This window comes from Streptomyces sp. NPDC058307 (assembly GCF_042880295.1).
Lineage (GTDB): Bacteria > Actinomycetota > Actinomycetes > Streptomycetales > Streptomycetaceae > Streptomyces.
In genome coordinates this window covers 63,396-85,340 of the sequence record NZ_JBHVYZ010000023.1, presented here as the reverse complement: position 1 = coordinate 85,340, position 21,945 = coordinate 63,396, and the positions used below count along the sequence as shown (strand labels likewise).

The 21,945-nt window shown below is 70.6% G+C and carries 15 protein-coding genes and 2 pseudogenes; 6 read left to right on the top strand and 11 right to left on the bottom strand.

Going from position 1 to position 21,945, the window contains the following annotated elements; all coding sequences use genetic code 11:
- Positions 1 to 14: 14 nt before the first annotated feature.
- Together ACFVYN_RS18700 and ACFVYN_RS18695 are read right to left on the bottom strand one after the other, a co-directional pair.
- Entirely contained in the window at positions 15 to 614 is a 600-nt protein-coding gene (locus ACFVYN_RS18700) for an ATP-binding protein (protein WP_389999558.1), read from the bottom strand.
- Positions 615 to 740: 126 nt separating this feature from the next.
- Positions 741 to 1,346, bottom strand: a complete 606-nt coding sequence (locus ACFVYN_RS18695) for an HdeD family acid-resistance protein (protein WP_389999555.1) — start codon at positions 1,344 to 1,346, stop codon at positions 741 to 743.
- A 69-nt stretch (positions 1,347 to 1,415) separates the two neighbouring features.
- Between ACFVYN_RS18695 and ACFVYN_RS18690 the strand changes: the two genes are divergently transcribed.
- Positions 1,416 to 2,180, top strand: coding sequence for an enoyl-CoA hydratase/isomerase family protein (locus ACFVYN_RS18690; protein WP_389999552.1), 765 nt, complete (start codon positions 1,416 to 1,418; stop codon positions 2,178 to 2,180).
- On the opposite strand, the pseudogene ACFVYN_RS18685 reads toward ACFVYN_RS18690, so the two are convergent.
- Positions 2,152 to 2,430: pseudogene (locus ACFVYN_RS18685) on the bottom strand (DJ-1/PfpI family protein); the annotation flags it as partial. The gene ACFVYN_RS18690 and the pseudogene ACFVYN_RS18685 sit on opposite strands and share 29 nt — an antisense overlap.
- Before the next feature lie 66 nt (positions 2,431 to 2,496).
- Here ACFVYN_RS18685 and ACFVYN_RS18680 point away from each other — a divergent pair.
- The 3 genes from ACFVYN_RS18680 to ACFVYN_RS18670 all read left to right on the top strand — a co-directional run bounded on the left by ACFVYN_RS18680 (position 2,497) and on the right by ACFVYN_RS18670 (position 6,087).
- On the top strand, positions 2,497 to 3,366 hold the full coding sequence (locus ACFVYN_RS18680) for a hypothetical protein (RefSeq protein ID WP_389999549.1): 870 nt from the start codon (positions 2,497 to 2,499) through the stop codon (positions 3,364 to 3,366).
- A 112-nt stretch (positions 3,367 to 3,478) separates the two neighbouring features.
- Positions 3,479 to 3,610, top strand: a complete 132-nt coding sequence (locus ACFVYN_RS18675) for an LPFR motif small protein (RefSeq protein ID WP_272920826.1) — start codon at positions 3,479 to 3,481, stop codon at positions 3,608 to 3,610.
- 104 nt (positions 3,611 to 3,714) lie between these two features.
- On the top strand, positions 3,715 to 6,087 hold the full coding sequence (locus ACFVYN_RS18670) for a Tex family protein (protein ID WP_389999546.1): 2,373 nt from the start codon (positions 3,715 to 3,717) through the stop codon (positions 6,085 to 6,087).
- Positions 6,088 to 6,144: 57 nt separating this feature from the next.
- Here ACFVYN_RS18670 and ACFVYN_RS18665 read toward each other — a convergent pair whose 3' ends face one another.
- The 4 genes and pseudogenes from ACFVYN_RS18665 to ACFVYN_RS18650 form a co-directional block, all read right to left on the bottom strand.
- Complete coding sequence (locus ACFVYN_RS18665; RefSeq protein ID WP_389999543.1) at positions 6,145 to 7,788, bottom strand: ABC-F family ATP-binding cassette domain-containing protein; 1,644 nt, start codon at positions 7,786 to 7,788, stop codon at positions 6,145 to 6,147.
- 49 nt (positions 7,789 to 7,837) lie between these two features.
- Positions 7,838 to 8,866: an oxidoreductase gene (locus ACFVYN_RS18660; protein WP_389999540.1), complete on the bottom strand. Its 1,029-nt coding sequence runs from the start codon at positions 8,864 to 8,866 to the stop codon at positions 7,838 to 7,840.
- Positions 8,867 to 9,062: 196 nt separating this feature from the next.
- A complete protein-coding gene (locus ACFVYN_RS18655; RefSeq protein ID WP_389999537.1) occupies positions 9,063 to 10,763 on the bottom strand; it encodes a BCCT family transporter in 1,701 nt (566 codons plus the stop codon).
- Between the two features lie 129 nt (positions 10,764 to 10,892).
- Positions 10,893 to 12,865, bottom strand: a pseudogene (locus ACFVYN_RS18650) (Xaa-Pro dipeptidyl-peptidase).
- Positions 12,866 to 13,026: 161 nt separating this feature from the next.
- Between ACFVYN_RS18650 and ACFVYN_RS18645 the strand changes: the two are divergent.
- Positions 13,027 to 14,520 (top strand): M1 family metallopeptidase, encoded by a 1,494-nt coding sequence (locus ACFVYN_RS18645; protein WP_389999534.1) that lies wholly within the window; start codon positions 13,027 to 13,029, stop codon positions 14,518 to 14,520.
- Positions 14,521 to 14,824: 304 nt separating this feature from the next.
- Here the strand turns inward: ACFVYN_RS18645 and ACFVYN_RS18640 are convergent, their stop codons facing one another.
- A complete protein-coding gene (locus ACFVYN_RS18640) occupies positions 14,825 to 16,294 on the bottom strand; it encodes an amino acid permease (protein ID WP_389999532.1) in 1,470 nt (489 codons plus the stop codon).
- A gap of 222 nt (positions 16,295 to 16,516) precedes the next feature.
- Here ACFVYN_RS18640 and ACFVYN_RS18635 point away from each other — a divergent pair, with 222 nt between their 5' ends.
- Positions 16,517 to 17,260 (top strand): MerR family transcriptional regulator, encoded by a 744-nt coding sequence (locus ACFVYN_RS18635; RefSeq protein ID WP_389999529.1) that lies wholly within the window; start codon positions 16,517 to 16,519, stop codon positions 17,258 to 17,260.
- Between the two features lie 68 nt (positions 17,261 to 17,328).
- Here ACFVYN_RS18635 and ACFVYN_RS18630 read toward each other — a convergent pair whose 3' ends face one another.
- From ACFVYN_RS18630 to ACFVYN_RS18620, 3 genes are read right to left on the bottom strand one after another with little or no spacing between them, the layout of a single operon-like run.
- On the bottom strand, positions 17,329 to 19,521 hold the full coding sequence (locus tag ACFVYN_RS18630) for a 3-hydroxyacyl-CoA dehydrogenase NAD-binding domain-containing protein (RefSeq protein WP_389999527.1): 2,193 nt from the start codon (positions 19,519 to 19,521) through the stop codon (positions 17,329 to 17,331).
- A gap of 42 nt (positions 19,522 to 19,563) precedes the next feature.
- Entirely contained in the window at positions 19,564 to 20,778 is a 1,215-nt protein-coding gene (locus ACFVYN_RS18625; protein ID WP_389999524.1) for an acetyl-CoA C-acetyltransferase, read from the bottom strand.
- Between the two features lie 21 nt (positions 20,779 to 20,799).
- On the bottom strand, positions 20,800 to 21,942 hold the full coding sequence (locus ACFVYN_RS18620) for an acyl-CoA dehydrogenase family protein (RefSeq protein ID WP_389999522.1): 1,143 nt from the start codon (positions 21,940 to 21,942) through the stop codon (positions 20,800 to 20,802).
- Positions 21,943 to 21,945 lie beyond the last annotated feature (3 nt).

Here is a 21,945-nt window from a genome sequence, read left to right as displayed (position 1 = left end):
GGGCTCTCGGGCCCTCAGGACACGCGCACGGCCATGAGCGGCAGGGCGGCCCAGATCACCTTGCCGCCGCCGGCCGTGTGCTCGACGTCGCAGACCCCGCCCGCCTCCCGGGTGATCTCGCGCACGAGCAGCAGTCCCCGGCCCCCGGTCTCACTGTGCGCGGCCTCCAGGGCGGTCGGCCGGTAGGGGTGGTTGTCCTCCACGGACACCCGCACCCACTCCGCGCCGACGGCCACCTCCACGGCGAGCATCGGCGAGAGCAGGGCCGCGTGCCGGACGGCGTTCGTGACGAGCTCGGACACGATCAGCAGGAGGCCCTGGACGAGGTCGTCCGAGACGGGCACCGCCTGGCGGTACAGCAGGTCCCGCACGGCGTGCCGCGCCTGGGGGACCGAGGCGTCGACGGCGGGGGCGGTGAACCGCCACACGCCCTCGTACGGCAGCGGATCCGGTGTGCCCGGGTCGAGGGAGCCCGGTTCTCGGGGATCCGGTTCGCGGGGATCCGAGCCGTCGGAATCCGGTTCGAGAGGGTCCCGTTCGAAAGGGCCCGGTTCGAGGGGGTCTTCTCCGCTGTCCGCTGGGCGAGGGCCGGACCCACGCCCATGGTCGTCCATTCTTCGGTCGCCACCCTTGCGCTCGATTGTCACCACACGTCGAGTGTTGGCAGCACGTCACTCCGACCCGCCGAACTGAACAGAAGTCAGCGCATATCGAGCGCCTCTGACTCTTTCCGCATGGAACTACTCAAGGTGTGTCGGTTTCGCGGCCGCCTTCTGCCGCTCGGTGACCATGCCGACGACCTTGCGTCCACCGAAGCCGGTGGCGACGAGGCCGAGGCCGTCGAAGAGCAGGGCGAGCGAGAAGAAGCAGCCGATCACGTACTTGCTGCTGCTCGGCCAGGACGCCAGCACCAGGATCCCGAGCAGCAGGTCGAAGGCGCCCTGCACGAGCGTCCATCCGAACTGCGGTCCGCGCACCACCAGGCTGCCGGCCAGCCGGAACACCCCGCCGGTCAGGAAGAGCAGCGCTGCGAACATGGTCAGCGCCGCTGCCGCCGCCTCCGGTCGCCCGATGACGACGACGCCGGCCGCGATGTTCAGGGCGGCGACCACGGCACCGAGCCAGAAGAAGTTGGAGTCCCGGGCCTGGACCGCGTGCAGCAGGCCGACCACGCCGCCGATCAGCAGCAGCCAGCCGAACAGGATCATCGAGGTGAGCGTGGCCACCCCGGTGTAGATCAGCCCGACGAGTCCGGCGAGCACCAGGATCACGCCGAGCGCCGCGAGCCAGCCGAAGTCACGGCTGAGCTTGGCCGTCTCGGGGTTCTCCGCCTTGTGCACTGTCATGCGGGCCCTCCTCGCACTGCGCACCCCTTCTTGATCGTACGGTCGGGGCGTGGGGCTAGCATCCGACGCATGGAGCTCCCGGAGCCGCAGCTGCTGCACACCGTCACCGACTCGGTCGCTACCGTCGTAGTGCACCATCCGGCCAAGCGCAATGCCATGACGGCCGCGATGTGGCGGGCGCTGCCGCCGCTGCTTGACACGCTGGCCGCCGATCCGGACGTCCGGGCACTCGTGCTGACCGGTCGGGGCGGGACCTTCTGCGCGGGCGCCGACATCTCCACGCTGCGGGAATCGCCCGAGGATGCGCAGGGGCTCGCGGTGCGCGCCGAGGAGGCCCTCGCCGCGTTTGCGAAGCCGACGCTGGCGGCGATCCGGGGGCACTGTGTGGGCGGCGGTGCGCAGCTCGCGGCGGCGTGCGATCTGCGGTTCGCCGAGGAGGGCGCGCTGTTCGGGGTGACACCGTCGAAGCTCGGGATCGTGTATCCGGCGTCCTCCACCCGGCGGTTGGTGTCACTGGTCGGCCCGGCCACCGCCAAGTACCTGTTGTTCTCCGGCGAGTTGATCGACGCGGAGCGGGCGCTGCGCACGGGCCTGGTGGACGAGGTGCTACCGGAGGGCGAACTGGCCAAGCGGGTCGGGGAGTTCACCCGGATCCTGGCGTCCCGTTCGCAGCTCACGCAGGCCGCGGCGAAGGAGTTCACGGACGGCCGTACGGACCGGGACGCTTACTGGAGCGGGCAGGCGCGGGGCAGCGGCGACACCGCGGAGGGGGTTGCCGCGTTCCTGGAGCGCCGTCAGCCGCGGTTCACGTGGTCGGTTCCCGGCCCAGGATGAACCGGCTCCTCGACCGGATCAGCTCGACGACGTCGGCGGGCGCCTTCTGCGGGGCTCCGGCGTCGTAGGGCGGCTGCGGGTCGTACTCGATGCCCAGTTGTACGGCCTGGGCGACGAACTCGCCGGCCATGCGGCCGATCAGCGCGAGCCCCATGTCGATGCCGGAGGAGACGCCGGCCGCGGTGACGTACTTGCCGTCGGTCACCACCCGCTCCCCCGTCGGCTCGATCCCGGACTTCCGCAGTTCGTCCCACCTTTCCTGCCATGCCCGGTACACCCCTCGAACGGATACCAAGCGGTCGGTAACCTGCTCGTCATGACTACTGCCGCCCTGGAAACACGTGCCGGCCGCCGCTGTCACAACCCGCTCAACTCCCTGCACGCGGCGCACTACTTCTCTCCCGACCTGGGCAAGGAGCTGGCCGCGATCGGCGTCACCCATCCGAGAGCCGTCAACTTCGCGGTGCGGGCCGCCGCGCTGGGCCCGGTCGGCGCGGGGGCGGTCACGGCGGCGTTCTACAACTACAAGCACGAGCTGGTCGCCGAGCACGTGCCCGCCGTGTGGCGGACCGCCACGCCCGAACAGGTCCTGGCGGCACGCACGCGTGCCGTCGACTCGACCCTGCGCCGCCTGCTGGGCGACGAGACCGTGGCATCGGAGGGGATGGCCGAGGCCGCGCGGCTCGCGCTGCGGGCCGCCGAGGCCTGTTCGCGCGCCGCGCGCCCGCTGTACTCCGCGCACGCCGACCTGCCGGTGCCCGAGGCACCCCACCTGGCGTTCTGGCACGCCGCGACGCTGCTGCGCGAGCACCGGGGCGACGGGCATCTCGCCGCCCTGATGTCCGCGGAGCTGGACGGTCTGGAGGCCCTGGTGACCCACACCGCGACGGGCCGGGGCATGACGCCTTCCTGGGTGTTCACCACGCGCGGGTGGACCCGCCAGGAGTGGGACGCGGCCGTCGGACGGCTCGAAGGGCGCGGACTGCTGGACTCCGACGGGGAGCTGACCGAGCCGGGGGTCGCCCTACGGGAGCAGATCGAGGCGGAGACGGACCGCCTGGACCGGGCCCCGTACGAGCACCTCGGGGCCGAGGGCGTACGACGGCTGACGGAGCTCGCGGTGGGGTTCGCGCGGGCCGCGATGACCGCGGGGGCCTATCCCTCGGACCTGATCGGCAAGCGCTGAACCACGCCGTCTGCAAGCGCTGAAACACAGCGGCCACGAAGATTGCCCGGCCGTCTCGGAGGTACCCGTTCCTCTCCCGGCCGTCGCGGCCGGGAGAGGAACGGGGATACACATGTTCCGCGCGATCGCAGACGTCCTGCGCCAGATCGGTGGCGCCATCGCCACCGTGGTGACCCTGCCCTTCCGGGCCGTGGCCCGGCTCTTCGGCGGTGCGTCCGGCTCCACGAGGAGCCGCAGGGCCTGACGACCACGGCCCGATGACGGCCTGATGACCGCGCCCTGATCCCGACTGTCGGTGCCACCTGCCACAATTGCCGCGCAACCTCAGTGAGAAGGCGGTACGGGATCGTGACGACACCCGGGTCCAGCGGGTCCACCAGCGCAGGGTCGATCGAAGGCAGGATCGCCGAGGAACTCGGCGTACGGGAGCGGCAGGTGAAGGCTGCCGTGGATCTGCTCGACGGCGGTTCCACGGTTCCCTTCATCGCCCGCTACCGCAAGGAAGCGACCGAGATGCTCGACGACGCGCAGCTGCGCACGCTCGAGGAGCGGTTGCGGTATCTGCGGGAGCTGGAGGAGCGGCGGACGGCGATCCTCGACTCGGTGCGCGAGCAGGGCAAGCTCACCGAGGAGCTGGAGGCGCAGATCCGGGGCGCGGAGACCAAAGCGCGCCTGGAGGACATCTACCTGCCGTTCAAGCCGAAGCGCCGCACCAAGGCGCAGATCGCCCGCGAGGCAGGTCTGGAGCCGCTCGCCGAGGGCCTGCTCGGGGACCCGGGTGTCGCACCGCTCGCCGCGGCCGCCGCGTTCGTCGACGCCGACAAGGGCGTCCCGGACGCGCAGGCCGCGCTCGACGGCGCCCGGGCGATCCTGACCGAGCGCTTCTCGGAGGACGCCGACCTGATCGGCGAGCTCCGCGAGCGCATGTGGGTGCGCGGGCGGCTGGTCGCCAAGGTGCGGGACGGCAAGGAGGAGGCGGGCGCCAAGTTCGCCGACTACTTCGACTTCGCCGAGCCCTTCACGAATCTGCCCTCGCACCGCATCCTGGCGATGCTGCGCGGCGAGAAGGAGGAGGTCCTCGACCTCGTCCTGGAGCCCGAGGAGCCGTCCGAGCAGCCCGGTCCTTCCTCGTACGAGGGGATCGTGGCCGCGAAGTTCGGCATCGCCGACCGCGGCCGCCTGGGCGACAAGTGGCTGACGGACACGGTCCGCTGGGCCTGGCGGACCCGCATTCTCGTGCACCTCGGCATCGACCTCAGGCTGCGGCTGCGGACGGCCGCCGAGGACGAGGCGGTCAACGTGTTCGCGGCGAACCTCCGCGACCTGCTGCTCGCCGCCCCGGCCGGCACGCGCGCGACGCTGGGCCTGGACCCCGGATTCCGTACGGGCGTGAAGGTCGCCGTGGTCGACGCGACCGGCAAGGTCGTCGCCACGGACGTCATTTACCCGCATGTGCCGGCGAACAAGTGGGACGAGGCGATCGCCAAGCTGGCCCGGCTGGCCAAGCAGCACGCGGTCGAGCTGATCGCGATCGGCAACGGCACGGCGTCCCGCGAGACCGACAAGCTCGCCGGTGAACTGATCAGCAAGCACCCGGAGCTGAAGCTCACCAAGGTGATGGTGTCCGAGGCGGGCGCCTCCGTGTACTCGGCGTCCGCGTTCGCCTCGCAGGAGCTGCCGGACATGGACGTGTCACTGCGCGGCGCGGTGTCCATCGCGCGCCGGCTCCAGGACCCGCTGGCCGAACTCGTGAAGATCGACCCGAAGTCGATCGGCGTCGGCCAGTACCAGCACGACCTGTCCGAGGTGAAGCTCTCGCGCTCCCTGGACGCGGTGGTGGAGGACTGTGTGAACGGCGTGGGTGTCGACGTCAACACGGCGTCCGCCCCGCTGCTCGCCCGGGTCTCCGGGATCACGTCCGGGCTGGCCGAGAACATCGTGTCGCACCGGGACGCCAACGGCCCCTTCACGTCCCGCAGCGCGCTGAAGAAGGTGGCCCGGCTGGGCCCCAAGGCGTACGAGCAGTGCGCGGGCTTCCTGCGGATCCGCGGCGGCGACGACCCGCTGGACTCCTCCAGCGTCCACCCCGAGGCGTACCCGGTGGTGCGGCGCATGGTGAAGACGGCGGGCCAGGACGTCGCCTCCCTCGTCGGCAACACCGGTGTGCTGCGCTCGCTCCGGCCGCAGGACTTCGTGGACGAGACCTTCGGTCTGCCCACGGTGACGGACATCCTCAAGGAGCTGGAGAAGCCGGGCCGCGACCCTCGGCCCGCCTTCAAGACTGCAACCTTCAAGGAGGGCGTCGAGAAGATCTCCGACCTCGTCTCCGGGATGGTGCTGGAGGGGGTCGTGACGAACGTGGCGGCGTTCGGGGCGTTCATCGACGTCGGTGTCCACCAGGACGGTCTGGCGCATGTCTCCGCACTGTCGAAGACGTTCGTGAAGGATCCGCGGGATGTGGTGAAGCCCGGCGACATCGTCAAGGTGAAGGTGCTGGAGGTCGATATCCCGCGGAAGCGGATCTCGTTGACGCTGCGGCTGGATGACGAGGCCGCGGCGAAGCCCTCCGGTGGGGAGCGTCGTCAGCCGCAGCGGGGTGGGCGGCCGCCTCAGCAGCGGCAGCAACCGCGTCAGCAGCAGGCGCCTGCCCCGGGCAACAGTGCGATGGCTGACGCCTTGCGCAAGGCGGGGCTGCTCAATCCGAAGAACGGCAAGCGCTGACTCAGGTCGTGGGGAACTGCGGGCCCGTTGTGGCTGGTCGCGTAGTTCCCCGCGCCCCTAAGGAGTCTCCGTCACCTTTCCCGATACGACCTCCAAGCGGCGCGTCACCCTGACCGCGTCCAGCATTCTGCGGTCGTGGGTGACCAGCAGCAGGGTGCCCTCGTAGGCGTCCAGCGCCGTTTCCAGCTGTTCGATCGCCGGTAGGTCGAGGTGATTGGTCGGTTCGTCCAGGACCAGGAGGTTGACGCCCCTGCCCTGGAGCAGTGCCAGGGCTGCCCTCGTCCGCTCCCCCGGTGACAGCGTCGCCGCCGAGCGCGTGACGTGGTCGGACTTGAGGCCGAACTTGGCCAGGAGGGTGCGGACCTCCGCCGGTTCCGTGTCGGGGACGGCCGCGCAGAAGGCGTCCAGCAGGGACTCCTCGCCGTGGAAGAGCGCGCGGGCCTGGTCGACCTCGCCGATCAGGACGCCGGAGCCCAGGGAGGACTGGCCGGAGGTCAGCGGCACCCGGCCCAGCAGGGCGCCGAGCAGGGTGGACTTGCCGGCGCCGTTCGCGCCCGTGACCGCCACCCGGTCCGCCCAGTCGATCTGGAGGGACACCGGACCGAGGACGAAGTCGCCGTGGCGTACCTCGGCGTCCCGCAGGGTCGCGACGACCGCGCCCGAGCGGGGGGCCGAGGCGATCTCCATCCGCAGTTCCCACTCCTTGCGCGGCTCCTCGACGACATCGAGGCGTTCGATCATGCGCTGGGTCTGGCGGGCCTTGGCGGCCTGCTTCTCGCTGGCCTCGCTGCGGAACTTGCGGCCGATCTTGTCGTTGTCGTTGCTCGCCTTGCGGCGCGCGTTCTTCACGCCCTTGTCCATCCACGAGCGCTGCATCTGCGCCCGGTCCTGGAGGGCGGACCGCTTGTCGGCGTACTCCTCGAAGTCGTCCCGGGCGTGCCGGCGGGCCACCTCGCGCTCCTCCAGGTAGGCCTCGTAACCGCCGCCGTAGAGGGTGATCCGCTGCTGGGCCAGGTCGAGTTCGAGGACCTTGGTGACCGTGCGGGTGAGGAACTCGCGGTCGTGGCTGACCACCACCGTGCCGGCCCGCAGGCCCTTCACGAACCGTTCCAGGCGCTCCAGGCCGTCCAGGTCGAGGTCGTTGGTCGGCTCGTCGAGGAGGAAGACGTCGTAGCGGGAGAGCAGCAGGGAGGCGAGGCCGGCGCGGGCCGCCTGGCCGCCCGACAGGGAGGTCATGGGCAGGTCCAGGTCGACGGCGAGGCCCAGGGAGCCGGCGACCTCCTCGGCCCGTTCGTCGAGGTCGGCGCCGCCGAGGTCCAGCCAGCGCTCCAGGCTGGTGGCGTACGCGTCGTCGGCGCCCGGCGCCCCGTCGACCAGGGCCTGGGTCGCCTCGTCCATGACCCGCTGGGCCTCGGCGACTCCGGTGCGGCGGGCGAGGAACTCGCGCACGGTCTCGCCCGGGCGCCGCTCCGGCTCCTGGGGGAGGTGCCCGACGGTGGCCGTCGGCGGGGAGAGCCTGAGCTCCCCCTCCTCCGGCGCGAGCAGGCCCGCGAGCATCCTGAGCAGCGTGGACTTGCCCGCGCCGTTGGCCCCGACCAGGCCGATCACATCTCCGGGCGCGACGACGAGGTCGAGCCCGCTGAACAGGGAACGGTCGCCGTGGCCGGCGGCGAGGTTCTTGGCGACGAGGGTGGCAGTCATCAGACCGTCGATCCTAACGGCGGTGGCGGTTGCCCGGCGCGCGGGTTTCTCAGCGGGCCATCGCCTCCACCAGGACACTTCCCGAGGTCCGCGCCACCACGAACGATTCTCCCTTCACCGCCTTGGCGTCCAGCGCGATCCGGTGCAGGCCCGCCTCCAGGACGCCGTCGAAGACCTCCTGGGCGTGGGTGCGGTAGAGGCGGTCGAGGCGGTACGCCGTCAGGCGCACCCGGCACGGTGAGCTGACCTCGACGCCCGCCTCGCCGGCGGCGGCGACCAGCCGGGTCAGGCGGCGCTGTGCGGCGGGGCTGCGGTCGAGGGCGTGCTCTATCTGGGCCACGAGCAGCGGGACGATCGGCGCGAGACCGTCGACGTAGGCCACGTCGACGCCCGCGCGGTCGAAGGAGCGGCGTACGGCGGCACGTTCCTCCTCGGTGACCGCGCGGCCGAAGGCGACGGCGCCGTAGCCGCGCAGTTCGTCGGCGTGGACGGCTCCCACCTCGTGGGTGATGTCGGCGCCGATGCCGATGGTGCGCAGGGCGGCGGCGAGTTTGGCGAGGACGGCGACGCGGGCGCCGATGAGCAGAACACGGCGGCGGGCGCCCTCCGGATCGGTGGCTCCTCGGAGCAGGGAGTCGAGCGCCGCGCGGTACTCGGCGCCCCGGAAACGGAACGGCCCGATGCCGTGGTAGCCGTTGAGCCTCAGGTCCACGTCCTCGGCGCTCTGCCAGGCGAAGTCCTTCCAGACGAAGTCGTCGCCGTCCCGCTCGATGACGGCGGTGACGGCTCCGCAGGCGAGGTCCTCGCACTCGGGGCAGCCGTAGATGACGTGACGACCGCTCGAAAGCGGGGCGTCCGTCTCGCCCAGGAGGCTGCGGACCTGGGCGGTGAAGATCGCGGGTGGGACGTCGGAGGCGAGCGGGGAGACGGCGTCGAGGTCGGAGAGCCGGAAGAGGAGGGGACGGCCGTCGACGATGAAGTCCACGAAGTCCCGGTGTACCTGGAAGTCACCGTTGGCGAGGACTCCACCGGCACGCATCGCCGGTGCCAGGCCGAAGGTCGCGTAGGCGGCAGACATGGTGTGAGTATTCCCGGCTTTGGGCCGGTCTGAGCACGGCATGGGTCATTCCGCTCACGCCGGGCGGCGCGGTCGTCCGACGTACGCCTCGGCGAATGCGGGAAGTTGGCGGCGCGGCCCGGCGTCAGCGGCGTACGCATGGTCGAAGGAGGACCGGTCGGAGAGGGTGTGACCTCCTCCTCGGCGTGCGCGGCTCTCAGCTGTGGTCGTGGCCCAGCGGGTCGCCCTCCGTCTCGGTGCCGGGGCCCGGGCCGATCTGGATCCCGAAGTCGCCGTCGTACTTCCGGTGGCCCTCGATCACGGCGAGTTCGACGGCCTCGGAGCCCATCTCGCCGCGCACGATGAGCGGATCCTTGCGCAGGTCGCGCATGAGGGCGACGCACATGCCGATCATCACCAGGACGAAGGGCGCGGCGGCCAGGATGGTGAGGTTCTGCAGGCCGGTGAGCGCGTCGCCCTGGCCGCTGCCGACGAGCAGCATGATGGCGGCGACCGCTCCGGTGACCACACCCCAGAACACGACGACGAAACGGCCGGGTTCGAGGGCGCCCCGCTGGGAGAGCGTGCCCATCACGATGGACGCGGCGTCCGCGCCCGAGACGAAGAAGATGCCGACCAGGATCATCACGAGCAGGCTCGTCGCGGTGGCGAGGGGGAACTCCTGGAGTACGCCGAAGAGTTGGCCCTCCGGAGTCGACTCGCCGGCCAGCGCGCCGCCCTCCTTCAGCTTCATGGCCGTACCGCCGAAGATCGCGAACCAGACGAGGCTGACCGTGCTGGGCACGAGGATGACGCCGCCGACGAACTGCCGGATGGTGCGGCCGCGGCTGATGCGGGCGATGAACATGCCGACGAAGGGCGTCCAGGAGATCCACCAGGCCCAGTAGAAGACGGTCCAGCTGCCGAGCCAGTCCGCGACGCCCTTGCCGCCGCTCGCCTCCGTGCGGCCGGCGAGCTGGGGCAGGTCGCCGAGGTAGGAGAAGACCGACGTGGGCAGCAGGTCGAGCACGATGATCGTGGGGCCCGCGATGAACACGAACACGGCGAGGACCAGGGCGAGCACCATGTTGGTGTTGGACAGCCACTGGATGCCGCGCTCGACGCCGGAGACGGCCGAGAGCACGAAGGCCAGGGTCAGCACGGCGATGATCGTGACGAGCAGGCCGGTGCTGACGTCGTGCATCCAGTTAAGTTCCCGGAAACCGGAGCCGATCTGGAGGGCGCCGAGGCCCAGGGAGGCCGCGGAGCCGAAGACGGTGGCGATGATCGCGAGGATGTCGATCACCCGGCCGACGGTGCCGTTCGCGTGCTTCTCCCCGATGAGCGGGGTGAACACGGCGCTGATGGTCTGCCGCCGGCGCTTGCGGAAGGTGCTGTAGGCGATGCCGAGGCCGACCACCGCGTAGATCGCCCAGGGATGCAGGGTCCAGTGGAAGAGGGTGGTGGCCATCGCCGTCTCCATGCGTTCACCGGAGTTGGCGGGGTTCGTGCCCGGGGGTGGGGTCGTGTAGTGCGAGAGGGGCTCGCTGACGCCGTAGAACATCAGGCCGATGCCCATGCCGGCGCTGAACATCATCGCGACCCAGGACACCGTCCTGAACTCGGGCTCCTCGCCCTCGGCGCCCAGGTGGATGCGGCCGTAGCGGCTCATCGCGAGCCACAGGGCGAACACCACGAAGCACGAGGCGGCCAGCATGAAGGCCCAACCGCCGTTGTGGATCAGCCCTTTGAGCATGGTGGTGGAGACGCCCTCCAGGGAGTCCGTCGCCGCCCAGCCCCAGATAACGAAAGCCAGGGTGATGACGGCGGTGACACCGAACACCACCCGGTCGGTCTCGTGGCCGAGGATGCCCGCCGCACCTTCCCGGCCGCCTCTCTTCTTCAGGTCTTCAGTCATCTGCGGCACCTTCCCCTGGAGCGGTGGGTACGCCGGTTTTCACACAGTTCCCCAGGACCTACCACAGGTGCCGCAGATCTCGACCGATTCAGCAGCCGGTGTCGGGCTCCCCGACGGTGACGGCTCCGATCACTGGCCCGCCTCCGGGACACGCTGGGTGGTGCGCGGAGCGCGGACACCGTCGAGGGCTCGTGCCTGATGCGGTACGACCGTGTCGGCGCCCTTCGTCGCGTGCGCGAAGGCGGCGGCGCCACCGACCAGCGGGACGCGGGCGGAGGTGCGGGTCAGGTCGATGGTGAGGGTGGGCGTGGTGGACGGCGGGTCGATGAGGTCCTTGTCGGTGCCCGCGACGATCAGGGCGAGGCGGTGGCCCGCCGGGACGACGTGGTCCGTGGCGCCGAGGTCGAGCGTGATGGTGTACGCCTTGCCCGGGGTGAGCGGGACGCCCTTGCGGGCCGAGGCGTAGGTGCCCAGGTCGGCCCAACCGCGGCTGACCACCGTGTAGTCGACCGCGGTGGTCTTCGCCCGGGTCTCCCTGAAGCAGGCGCTGTCGCCGGTCGTGCTCGCGCCCCAGCAGGTGCGGTCGGTGAGGGTGGTGATGCCCTCGCCGCCGGCCGCGTAGTCGCGGATGGTGTCGGGGCCGAGGTCCACGAGTACGGCGGAGAGATGGGCCGTGGAGGTGTTCGGGGTCGCCGTGACCGTGACCTTGGAGGGGCCGGACAGGCGGAGGTCCTCGGTGAGGGTGCCGGTGGTGAAGCCCGCCTTGCCGGGGGTCGGGGTGTCGATCCGGGCGGCCCAGTCGGTCTCGCTCAGCGCGGGGTCGTCGGTGAAGGTCTCGGCGCCCTTGGCCTTGGTGAGGCCGAGGGTGCCGACGCCTGGCTGAGTGCCCTTCGCGGGGCGCAGAGTGGTCGCCGAAGTGCCGCGCGGGGGCCAGGACTTGGAGGTGACCCACTGGTCGGGGTGGCGTTCGATGTCGGCCATGGGCTCGCGGTCGATGCCGTTGTCGTAGCCGAGGAGTTCGTGGTCGAACCAGCGGTGCAGGGTGTCGACCCACTGCGCGCGCCGGAAGTCGAAGGGGTCGACGTGGCCGGTCTGGGAGAGCCAGACCTTGCGCTCGACGCCGTTCTTCGCGAGGGCGTCCCACCACGGACCGACGTGCTGGAGACGGACGTTGAGGTCCTGCATGCCGTGGACGAGGAAGACGCTGGCCTTGACCTTGCGCGCGTCCTTCACGTAGTCGCGCTCGGTCCACAGCGGGGTCCAGTCACCGGTGCGGGGCGCCTGGTCGACGAGTTTCCGCTGGACGGCGGCGCACCTGGCGCGGGCGTCGGGGCTGTCGACGTAGTCGGAGAGCCAGTCGGGGCCGGAGTCGTAGAGCGGGGCGCCCTGGGAGAAGTAGTAGTCGTACCAGGTGGAGATGGCGCTGATCGGGACGATGGTCTTCAGTCCCTTGACGCCGGTGGCGGCGACGCCGTTGGCGATGGTGCCGTCCCAGCTCTTGCCGATCATGCCGGTCCTGCCGTTGGTCCAGGTGGCCCTGGTCGTCTCGGTCCCCGTGCGGCTGGTGTACGCGGTGGCCCGGCCGTTGAGCCAGTCGACCACCGCCTTGGCGGACTGGATGTCGGAGCGGCCGCCGACGTCCACGCAGCCGTCGGAGCGGTTGGTGCCGGCGAGGTCGACACCGACGAAGGCGTAGCCGCGGGGCACGAAGTAGTTGTCGTAGAACAGCGGCATCTGGACGACATCGCCCTGGCTGTCGTACGTCTTCAGCTGGCTCTCGTTGCCGCGTCCGCAGCAGGAGTAGTACTGGCGTCCATGATGACCGGGACCTTGCGGCCCCGCTGGGCGGGTTCGCGGGGCCGGACGATGTCGACGGCGACGCGGTCGGTCTTTCCGTCACCGTCGCCGTCGAGCCGGGTGTCCACCCAGACGGCCTCGCGGACGGCGTTGTCGTACGAGTAGATCGGTTGGCTCTCGCGCGGGGCCGTCAGGGTCTGTGCCTGTGCGGTCGCGGGCGCGAGGAAGGTCGCCAGCAGGGCGGCGGTGGCCGCGGCGGCTGTCGCGAGCGGTCTCCAGGTCGTGAAGCGCGTGCGTATCGACATGCGCGGACGGTACAGCGGTCAACTCCCGCACAAAAGAGGGCCCATTGAGTCCATGAAGGCCGAATGGCGATCGTGTGACAGGAGTGGCCGTGGACACGTGCGGCTCACAGGTGGTGAATAGGCTGCGAACAGACTTCATTCCCCCACGACTTGGAGCTTTCGTGCACCGCAGACTCATCGCACCGGGCGCATTCGCGGCGGCCTCCCTGATGCTGGCGATCCCGGCGTCGGCGGCGGGCTTCTCCCCCGGCGCTCCGGGCATCGGCGACCCCTACTACCCGGACTACGGCAACGGCGGATACGACGTCTCCCACTACGACCTGCGGCTGAAGTACCAGCCGGCGGCGGACGAGTTGGAGGGTACGGCGACACTTCTGGCGCGCACCACACAGGATCTGTCGCGGTTCGATCTGGACTTTCTGCTCGATGTGAGCGAGGTGCGGGTCAACGGCGCCAAGGCGTCGTTCGCCACCTCTGGTGAGCACGAGCTGGAGATCACGCCGAAGTCGCCGCTGGCGAAGGACACTTCCCTGACGGTGGTGGTCCGCTACAGCGGGGTGCCGTCGTCGAAGCAGGCGTACGGCTTCACGAGCTGGCACCGCACTCCGGACGGCGGGGTCGGGGCGAACGAGCCCGAGGCGGCCTGGTGGTGGTTCCCCAGCAACGACCACCCGCTCGACAAGGCCACCTACGACGTGTCGGTCCTCGTGCCGGACGGCAGCCAGGCCATCTCCAACGGCACGCTGCAGTCGACGAGTTCGCGCCTCGGCTGGACCCGCTGGAACTGGCGCTCCGACAAGCCGCAGGCCACGTATCTCGCGACGCTCGCCGTCGGGAAGTTCGACCTCACCACCGGGACGACAGACGGTGGGATTCCGGTCGTCAACGCCTACAGCAAGGACCTCGGGGCCAACTACGGCGCGGCGCGGGCCAGCGTCGAGCGGACCGGGGAGATCGCCGACTGGCTGAGCGGGTACTTCGGGCCGTATCCCTTCGACGCGCTCGGCGGCTATGTGCCGAACACGAACACCGGGTACGCGCTGGAGACACAGACGCGGCCCTTCTACAGCCCGCGCCAGTTCGCGAACGGGTCCAACACCTCCGTGGTCGTGCACGAGTTGGCCCACCAGTGGTACGGCGACCTGGTGTCCGTGCAGGGCTGGAAGGACATCTGGATCAACGAGGGCTTCGCGCGGTACGCGCAGTGGCTGTGGTCCGAGCACGAGGACGAGGGGACCGCGCAGGAGCTCGCCGACTACGTGTACGCCTCGCATCCGGCCGACGACGCGTTCTGGACGGTGAAGCCGGGTGACCCCGGGCCGGAGAACCAGTTCGACATCGCCGTCTACGACCGGGGTGCGCTGGCCCTGCAGGCGCTGCGGAACGAGATCGGCGACGACGCGTTCTTCGCGGTGCTGAAGGGCTGGCCGCAGAAGCACGCCTACGGCAACGCCTCCGTCGCCGACTTCCAGAAGTACGCCGAGGAGGTCTCGGGACAGCCGCTGGCCGCGCTGTTCGACACGTGGCTGTTCCAGCCGTCGAAGCCGGGGGCGCCCGCGGCGCGGGGCGCGTCGATCGCGAGGACGGCGCAGGCTCCCGTACAGCCGAAGTCGTGGAAGCAGATCGCGGCGACGAACGACGTGCACGGCGACTAGGGGTTGGGGGCGGCTCGGGGCGGCCTGTCCTTCGACGCCGGTCGAGGTGCGGGCCGTCCCGACCGGCTTGGAGTCCGGTGTGTCCGGCGGGCGTGCGGATGCAGGGGGCGGTCATGTGGCAGCCGCCCGGCATGAGCACGTCGATGTCGCGGCGCGGGTCAAGCTTCGCGGTGTTGTGGGCCGGTCACGCCGTGGGCGGCCGGGTCGGTTGTGGCTGGTCGCGCCCACGCGGCGGAGCCGGATCTCGGTACAGCCCCGCGCCCTTCAGGGCGCGTCCTCACCGTGCGTCGACCAGCGCGCCCCGTCAGTCCGTGAGGTCGGTCAGCTCGCGGGTCGATGTCTGTTCGACCCTGCGGCGGATGCCGAACCAGCCGGCCACCAGGAGTACCGCGATCACCGGGATGAGCAGGAGTGTCCTGCGGCCGACCTCGGGGTCGTTCCACATCATGCCCAGGCAGGCCAGCAGGAAGGCGATCGTGGTGATCTCAGTGACCGGGCTGAAGGGCAGGCGGAAGGCGGGGCGGGTGAGCAGGCCCGACCGCGCGCGGCGGACGAAGACCAGGTGGCAGACCATGATGTTCACCCAGGTGCTGATGACGCCGAGGGATGCGACGTTCAGCACGATCTCGAAGGCCTGACTCGGCATCAGGTAGTTCAGGACCACGCCGAGGACACAGACCGCGCAGGTGAGCAGGATGCCGCCGTAGGGGACCTGGCTGCGGTTCATGCGGGCCGTGAACTTCGGCGCCGAGCCCGCCGTCGCCATCGAGCGCAGGATGCGGCCCGTGGAGTACAGGCCCGAGTTCAGCGAGGACATGGCCGCCGTCAGGACCACCAGGTTCATCACGTCACCGGCCGCCGGGACCCCGATCTTCGACAGGACCGTGACGAAGGGGCTCTCGTCGGCCGAGTAGACCGAGCCCGGCAGGAGCAGGGCCATCAGGACGACCGAGCCGACGTAGAACAGGGCCACCCGCCACATGATCGAGTTCACCGCGCGCGGGACGACCTTCTCCGGCTCGGCCGTCTCCCCCGCCGCGACACCGACCAGTTCAAGCGCGGCGTACGCGAAGATCACGCCCTGCATGACGAGGACGACCGGCATCACGCCGTGCGGGAAGGCGCCGCCGTTGTCGGTGATCACGCTCGGGCCCGGTGTCCCGCCGCCCACCTCGTGCTGGGTGGCCAGCAGGAAGATGCCGATCAGCATGAAGCCGACCAGGGTGGCGACCTTGATGATGGCGAACCAGAACTCCATCTCGCCGAAGATCTTCACCGAGATCAGGTTCACGGTCAGCACCACCGCGAGAGCGATGAGCGCCAGGGTCCACTGCGGGATGTCGGTGAACAGGCTCCAGTAGTGCGTGTAGAGCGCGATCGCGGTGATGTCGGCGATGCCGGTCGTCGACCAGTTCAGGAAGTACATCCAGCCGGCGACGTACGCGCCCTTCTCGCCGAGGAACTCGCGCGCGTACGACACGAAGGAGCCCGAGGAGGGGCGGTAGAGGACCAGCTCGCCCAGGGCGCGGACGACGAAGAAGGCGAAGACGCCGCAGACCAGGTAGGCCAGCGCCAGCGCCGGGCCCGCGGTGTGGAGCCGTCCTCCGGCGCCCAGGAAGAGGCCGGTGCCGATCGCGCCGCCGATGGCGATCATGTTGACGTGGCGGGCCTTGAGGTCCTTGCTGTATCCGGCGTCGCCCGCGTCGGCGGGCACCTGGGCCACATCGGTGCGGGAGGCGGCCTGCTGTGCCGATTGCACGGCGTCCTTGCTCACAGGTGGTTCCACTCTCTGGTGCGCCCCGGCAGGTCTCGCCCGGGTCTCCGGACGTGCGGCGGCCCCTGCCTCCTGGCACAAGGCACCGGCCGAGGGCTCGCCTTCCCCGGAAGCACCCCCGCACACGGTGGCGGGCGTCACAGCGGGAGGCGCCTCGCATGATCGGAGAGGAGCTTGCCCATCGGGTGTCACAGCACTGGTGAGACAGCGATACTGCTGCACATGACGACCGACCCCTCCCCCGATGCCGACGCCGACGCCGACGCCGACGCCGAGGAGCCGGCCCTCACCGTCGACGAGCTGGCCGCGCGGGCGGGGGTCACGGTCCGCACCATCCGCTTCTACAGCACCCGAGGACTGCTGCCCCCGCCGGTGATCGGTCCGCGCCGGGTCGGTCACTACGGCCGCGAGCACCTCGCGCGCCTCGCGCTGATCGAGGAGCTCCAGCACCAGGGGATGACGCTCGCGGCGATCGAGCGGTACATGCAGCAGCTCCCTGCCGGCCTGAGCGCCCATGACCTCGCGATCCACCGGGCGGTCGTGGCCTCCTGGGCCCCGGATGTCGTGGAGCGGGTGACGCGCGAGGAGCTCCGGCGGCGGGCGGGGCGGGCGCTGAGCGACGACGACCTGGAGCGGCTCGCCGCGATGGACGTCGTACGGCGGGACGGCGACGGCTACCGCGTCGACCTGGGCCTGCTCCGGCTCGGCGTCGCACTGCTCGACGTCCCGCTGTCGCAGGAGGCGATCCTCGCCTCGCGGAAGGTGCTCATCGAGCACTCCCGGTCCGCCGCGCACGAGTTGTCGCAGCTGTTCCGGGGCGAGGTGGCACAGCGGGACGCGCAGGACGTGAGGTCGCTGTCCGCGCACATGGAGCCCCTGGTCGTGCAGGCCCTGTTGACGACGTTCCAGCGGTCCCTGAAGGAGGAGCTGCGGGAGTGGACGTCAGAGGTGGGCGGGGCGTCCTGAAACGGTGAGGTGTGCCCCCGTACGCCGGGCGGGCCGAGATCGCCCGCCCGGCGTGCGCGGCGTCCGTCTCACTCGTCCGCGAAACGGCCCCCGCTCTCCGCCTTCTCGACCAGCAGCGCCGGAGGCGTGAAGCGCTCGCCGTACCGGTCCGCCAGTTCACGCGCGCGTGCCACGAAGCCCGGCAGGCCGCCCTCGTAGCCGTTGATGTACTGGAGGACGCCGCCCGTCCAGCCGGGGAAGCCGATGCCGAAGACGGAGCCGATGTTGGCGTCGGCGACCGAGGTCAGGACTCCCTCCTCCAGGAGCTTGACCGTGTCCAGGGCCTCGGAGAAGAGCATGCGTTCCTGCATGTCCCTGAAAGGCACCGTCTCGACGGCGTTCTCCGCACCCGCGCGCGTGAAGTGTTCGCGCAGGCCCGGCCACAGGGACGTGCGCCTGCCGTCGTCGCCGTAGTCGTAGAAGCCGCCGCCCCCGCTGCGGCCGGTGCGGCCGAACTCGTCGACCATGCGGTCGATGACCGCCTCGGCGGGGTGGGGCGTCCAGGTGCCGCCCGACTCCTCCACCGCCTGCCTGGTCTCCTTGCGGATCTTGCGCGGGAGCGTCAGCGTCAGTTCGTCCATCAGGGAGAGGACCTTCGCCGGGTAGCCCGCCTGCGCGGCCGCCTGCTCGATCGAGGCGGGCTCGATGCCTTCGCCGACCATGGCCACGCCCTCGTTGAGGAAGTGGCCGATCACGCGGGAGGTGAAGAAGCCGCGGGAGTCGTTGACGACGATCGGCGTCTTCTTGATCTGCCGCACCAGGTCGAAGGCCCGCGCGAGAGCTTCCTCGCCCGTCCGCTTGCCCTTGATGATCTCGACCAGCAGCATCTTGTCGACCGGCGAGAAGAAGTGCAGGCCGATGAAGTCGTCCTGGCGCTCCACGCCCTCGGCCAGCGCGGTGATCGGCAGGGTGGAGGTGTTGGAGCACAGCAGCGCGTCCGGCTCGACGATGTGCTGGATCTCCTGGAAGACCTTGTGCTTCAGCGCCGTGTCCTCGAACACCGCCTCGATGACCGCGTCGCAGCCCGCGAGGTCCTGCGGGTCCGCCGTCGGCGTGATGCGGGCCAGGAGCGCGTTCGCCTTGTCCTGGGTCGTGCGGCCTCGGGAGACCGCCTTCGCGCAGAGCTTCTCCGAGTACGCCTTGCCCTTGGCCGCCGCCTGCGGGGACACGTCCTTGAGGACCACGTCGATGCCCGCGCGGGCGCAGGAGTACGCGATGCCCGCGCCCATCATCCCGGCGCCGAGCACGGCCACCTTGCGGACCTGGCGGGGTGCCACGCCCTTGGGGCGGTTCGCACCGGAGTTGACCGCCTGGAGGTCGAAGAAGAACGCCTGGATCATGTTCTTCGAGGTCTGCCCTGCGGCCAGCTCGACGAAGTACCGCGCCTCGATGACCTGCGCGGTCTCGAAGTCGACCTGGGCGCCTTCCACCGCGGCCGCGAGGATGCCGCGCGGGGCCGGGTAGGGGGCGCCGTTGGTCTGCTTGCGCAGGCTCGCCGGGAAGGCGGGCAGGTTGGCCGCGAACTTCGGGTTGGCGGGGGTGCCGCCGGGGATGCGGTAGCCCGGCTTGTCCCAGGGCTGCTGGGACTCGGGGTTGGCCTCGATGAACGCGCGGGCCTTGGCGAGGAGTTCGTCCTGTGTGGTGGCCACATCGTCGACGAGGCCGTTCTGCAGGGCGCGCTGCGGGGCGTACTGCGTGCCCTGCAGCAGAACCTTCAGGAGGGCGTCCGCGATGCCCAGGAGGCGGACCGTGCGGACCACGCCGCCGCCGCCCGGGAGCAGGCCCAGGGTGACCTCGGGGCAGCCGATCTTGGAGCCGGGCGCGTCGAGGGCGATGCGGTGGTGGCAGGCCAGGGCGATCTCGTAACCGCCGCCCAGCGCCGCTCCGTTGATGGCGGCGACGACCGGCTTGCCCAGGGTCTCGATGCGGCGCAGATTGCGCTTGATCGCGAGGCCGCCGTCGAAGAGTTCCTGGGCGGTCTCGGGTGTGACCCGGATGAGGTCGCGCAGGTCGCCGCCGGCGAAGAAGGTCTTCTTGGCGGAGGTGATGATGACACCGCGGATGGTGTCCTTCTCGGCCTCCAGGCGGTCGGTGATCACCGCGAGGGAGTCGCGGAACGCCTGGTTCATGGTGTTGGCGGACTGGTTGGGGTCGTCGAGGACGAGGGTGACGACGCCCGTGCGGTCCTGTTCCCAGCGGATGGTCGTGGACTGAGTGCTCATGTGGAAGTGCTCCGTGTGATCCGTCGTATCCGTGGGAGGGGGTCAGATGCGTTCGACGATGGTGGCGATGCCCATGCCGCCGCCCACACAGAGCGTGGCGAGGCCGTACCGCTTGTCCTGGCGCTCCAGTTCGTCGATCAGGCTGCCCAGGATGATGGCGCCGGTCGCGCCGAGCGGGTGGCCGAGCGCGATCGCGCCGCCGTTGACGTTGACCTTGTCGAGCGACAGGCCCATGTCCCTGACGAAGCGCAGGACGACCGCCGCGAAGGCCTCGTTGATCTCGACGAGGTCGATGTCGTCGATGCTCAGCCCGGCCTTGGCGAGCGCCTTGCGGGTGGCGGGCGCGGGGCCGGTGAGCATGATGGTGGGCTCGGAGCCGGAGACCGCGGCGGAGACGATCCGCGCGCGCGGGGTGAGGCCGTAGCGCTCGCCGACCTCCTGGGAGCCGATCGCGACCAGCGAGGCGCCGTCCACGATGCCGGAGGAGTTGCCCGCGTGGTGGACGTGGTCGATCTTCTCGACCCAGTGGTACTTCTGCAGGGCCACGGCGTCGAAGCCGCCCAGGTCGCCGATGTCCGCGAAGGACGGCTTGAGCCCCGCGAGGGAGTCGGCGGTGGTGCCGGGGCGCAGGTGCTCGTCGTGGTCGAGGACGGTCAGCCCGGCGCGGTCCTTCACCGGAACGACGGAGCGGTCGAAGCGGCCCTCCTTCCAGGCCGTCGCCGCGCGCTCCTGGGAGAGGGCCGCGTACTCGTCGACGTCACGCCGCGAGAATCCCTCGATCGTGGCGATCAGGTCGGCGCCGATGCCCTGCGGCACGAAGTTGACGGCGAGGTTGGTCATCGGGTCGTTGAACCAGGCGCCGCCGTCGGAGGCCATCGGCACCCGGGACATCGACTCGACACCGCCCGCCAGAATCAGGTCCTCCCAGCCCGAACGCACCTTGGCGGCCGCCATGTTGACGGCCTCCAGGCCCGAGGCACAGAAGCGGTTCTCCTGCACGCCCGCGACCGTGTCCGGGAGGCCCGCGGCGATCGCGGCGATGCGAGCGATGTCGGAGCCCTGGTCGCCGACCGGGCCGACGACGCCGAGCACGATGTCGTCGACCGCCGCCGGGTCCAGGTCCGGGAAGCGGGCGCGGATCTCGTGGATGAGTCCGACGACCAGGTCGATGGGCTTGGTGCCGTGCAGGGCGCCGTTCGCCTTGCCGCGGCCGCGCGGGGTGCGGATCGCGTCGTACACGTACGCTTCGGTGCTCACGAGGAAGCCTTTCAATGAGGGTCAGCTCAGCAGGGAACGGCCGATGATCTCTTTCATGATCTCGGTCGTGCCGCCGTAGATGGTCTGGATCCGGCCGTCGGTGAAGGCCCGCGCGACCGGGTACTCGCTCATGTAGCCGTAGCCGCCGTGCAGTTGCAGGCAGCGGTCCGCGACCCGCTTCTGGAGCTCGGTCGCCCACCACTTGGCCATGGAGGCGTGGACGGCGTCCAGTCCCCCGTCGCAGTGGTCCTCGACGCAGCGGTCGACGAACGTCCGCGTGACGGCGCACTCCGTGGCCATCTCGGCTATCTCGAACCGGATGTGCTGCTTGGTGGCGAGCGGCCGGCCGAACGCCTCGCGCTCCTTGACGTACTCGGTGGTGATCTCCAGGAGGTGCTCGGCGGCGGCGATCGCGGCGACGGCGATGCTCAGGCGCTCCTGCGCCAGGTTGGTCATCAGGTGCCCGAAGGCGCCGTCGCGCTCGCCGAGGAGGTTCTCCTTGGGCACGCGCACCTCGTGGAAGAACAGCTCGGCCGTGTCCTGGGCCTTCTGGCCGATCTTGTCGAGGTTGCGGCCGCGCTCGAAGCCCTCCATGCCGCGCTCGACGACCAGCAGCGACAGTCCCCGGGCCCCGCCCTCGGGGGTGGTCCTCGCGACGACGATCACCAGGTCGGCGATGATCCCGTTGGAGATGAACGTCTTGGAACCGTTCAGCACCCAGTGGTCGCCGCGCTCCTCCGCGCGCGTGCGGATGCCCTGGAGGTCGGAGCCCGCGCCGGGTTCGGTCATGGCGATGGCGGTGACGAGCGAGCCGTCGCAGAAGCCGGGCAGCCAGCGGCGCTTCTGCTCCTCGGTGGCGAGGCCGGTGAGGTAGGGCCCGATGACGTCGTTGTGCAGGCCCAGGGCGAGTCCGGGGGTGCCCGCGCGCGTGAACTCCTCGGCCAGGACGGTCGCGTAGCGGAAGTCGGTGGTGCCGCCGCCCCCGAACGCCTCGGGCACGGCGAGCCCGAGGAGGCCCTGCTTGCCGGCCGCCCGCCAGACCTCGCGGGAGACGATGCCGTCCTTCTCCCACTGCGCGTAGTACGGCAGGACCTCCCTGGCCAGGAAGGCGCGCACGGTCGCGCGGAACGCGTCGTGCTCGGGGGCGAAGAGCTGCCGCTTCATCGG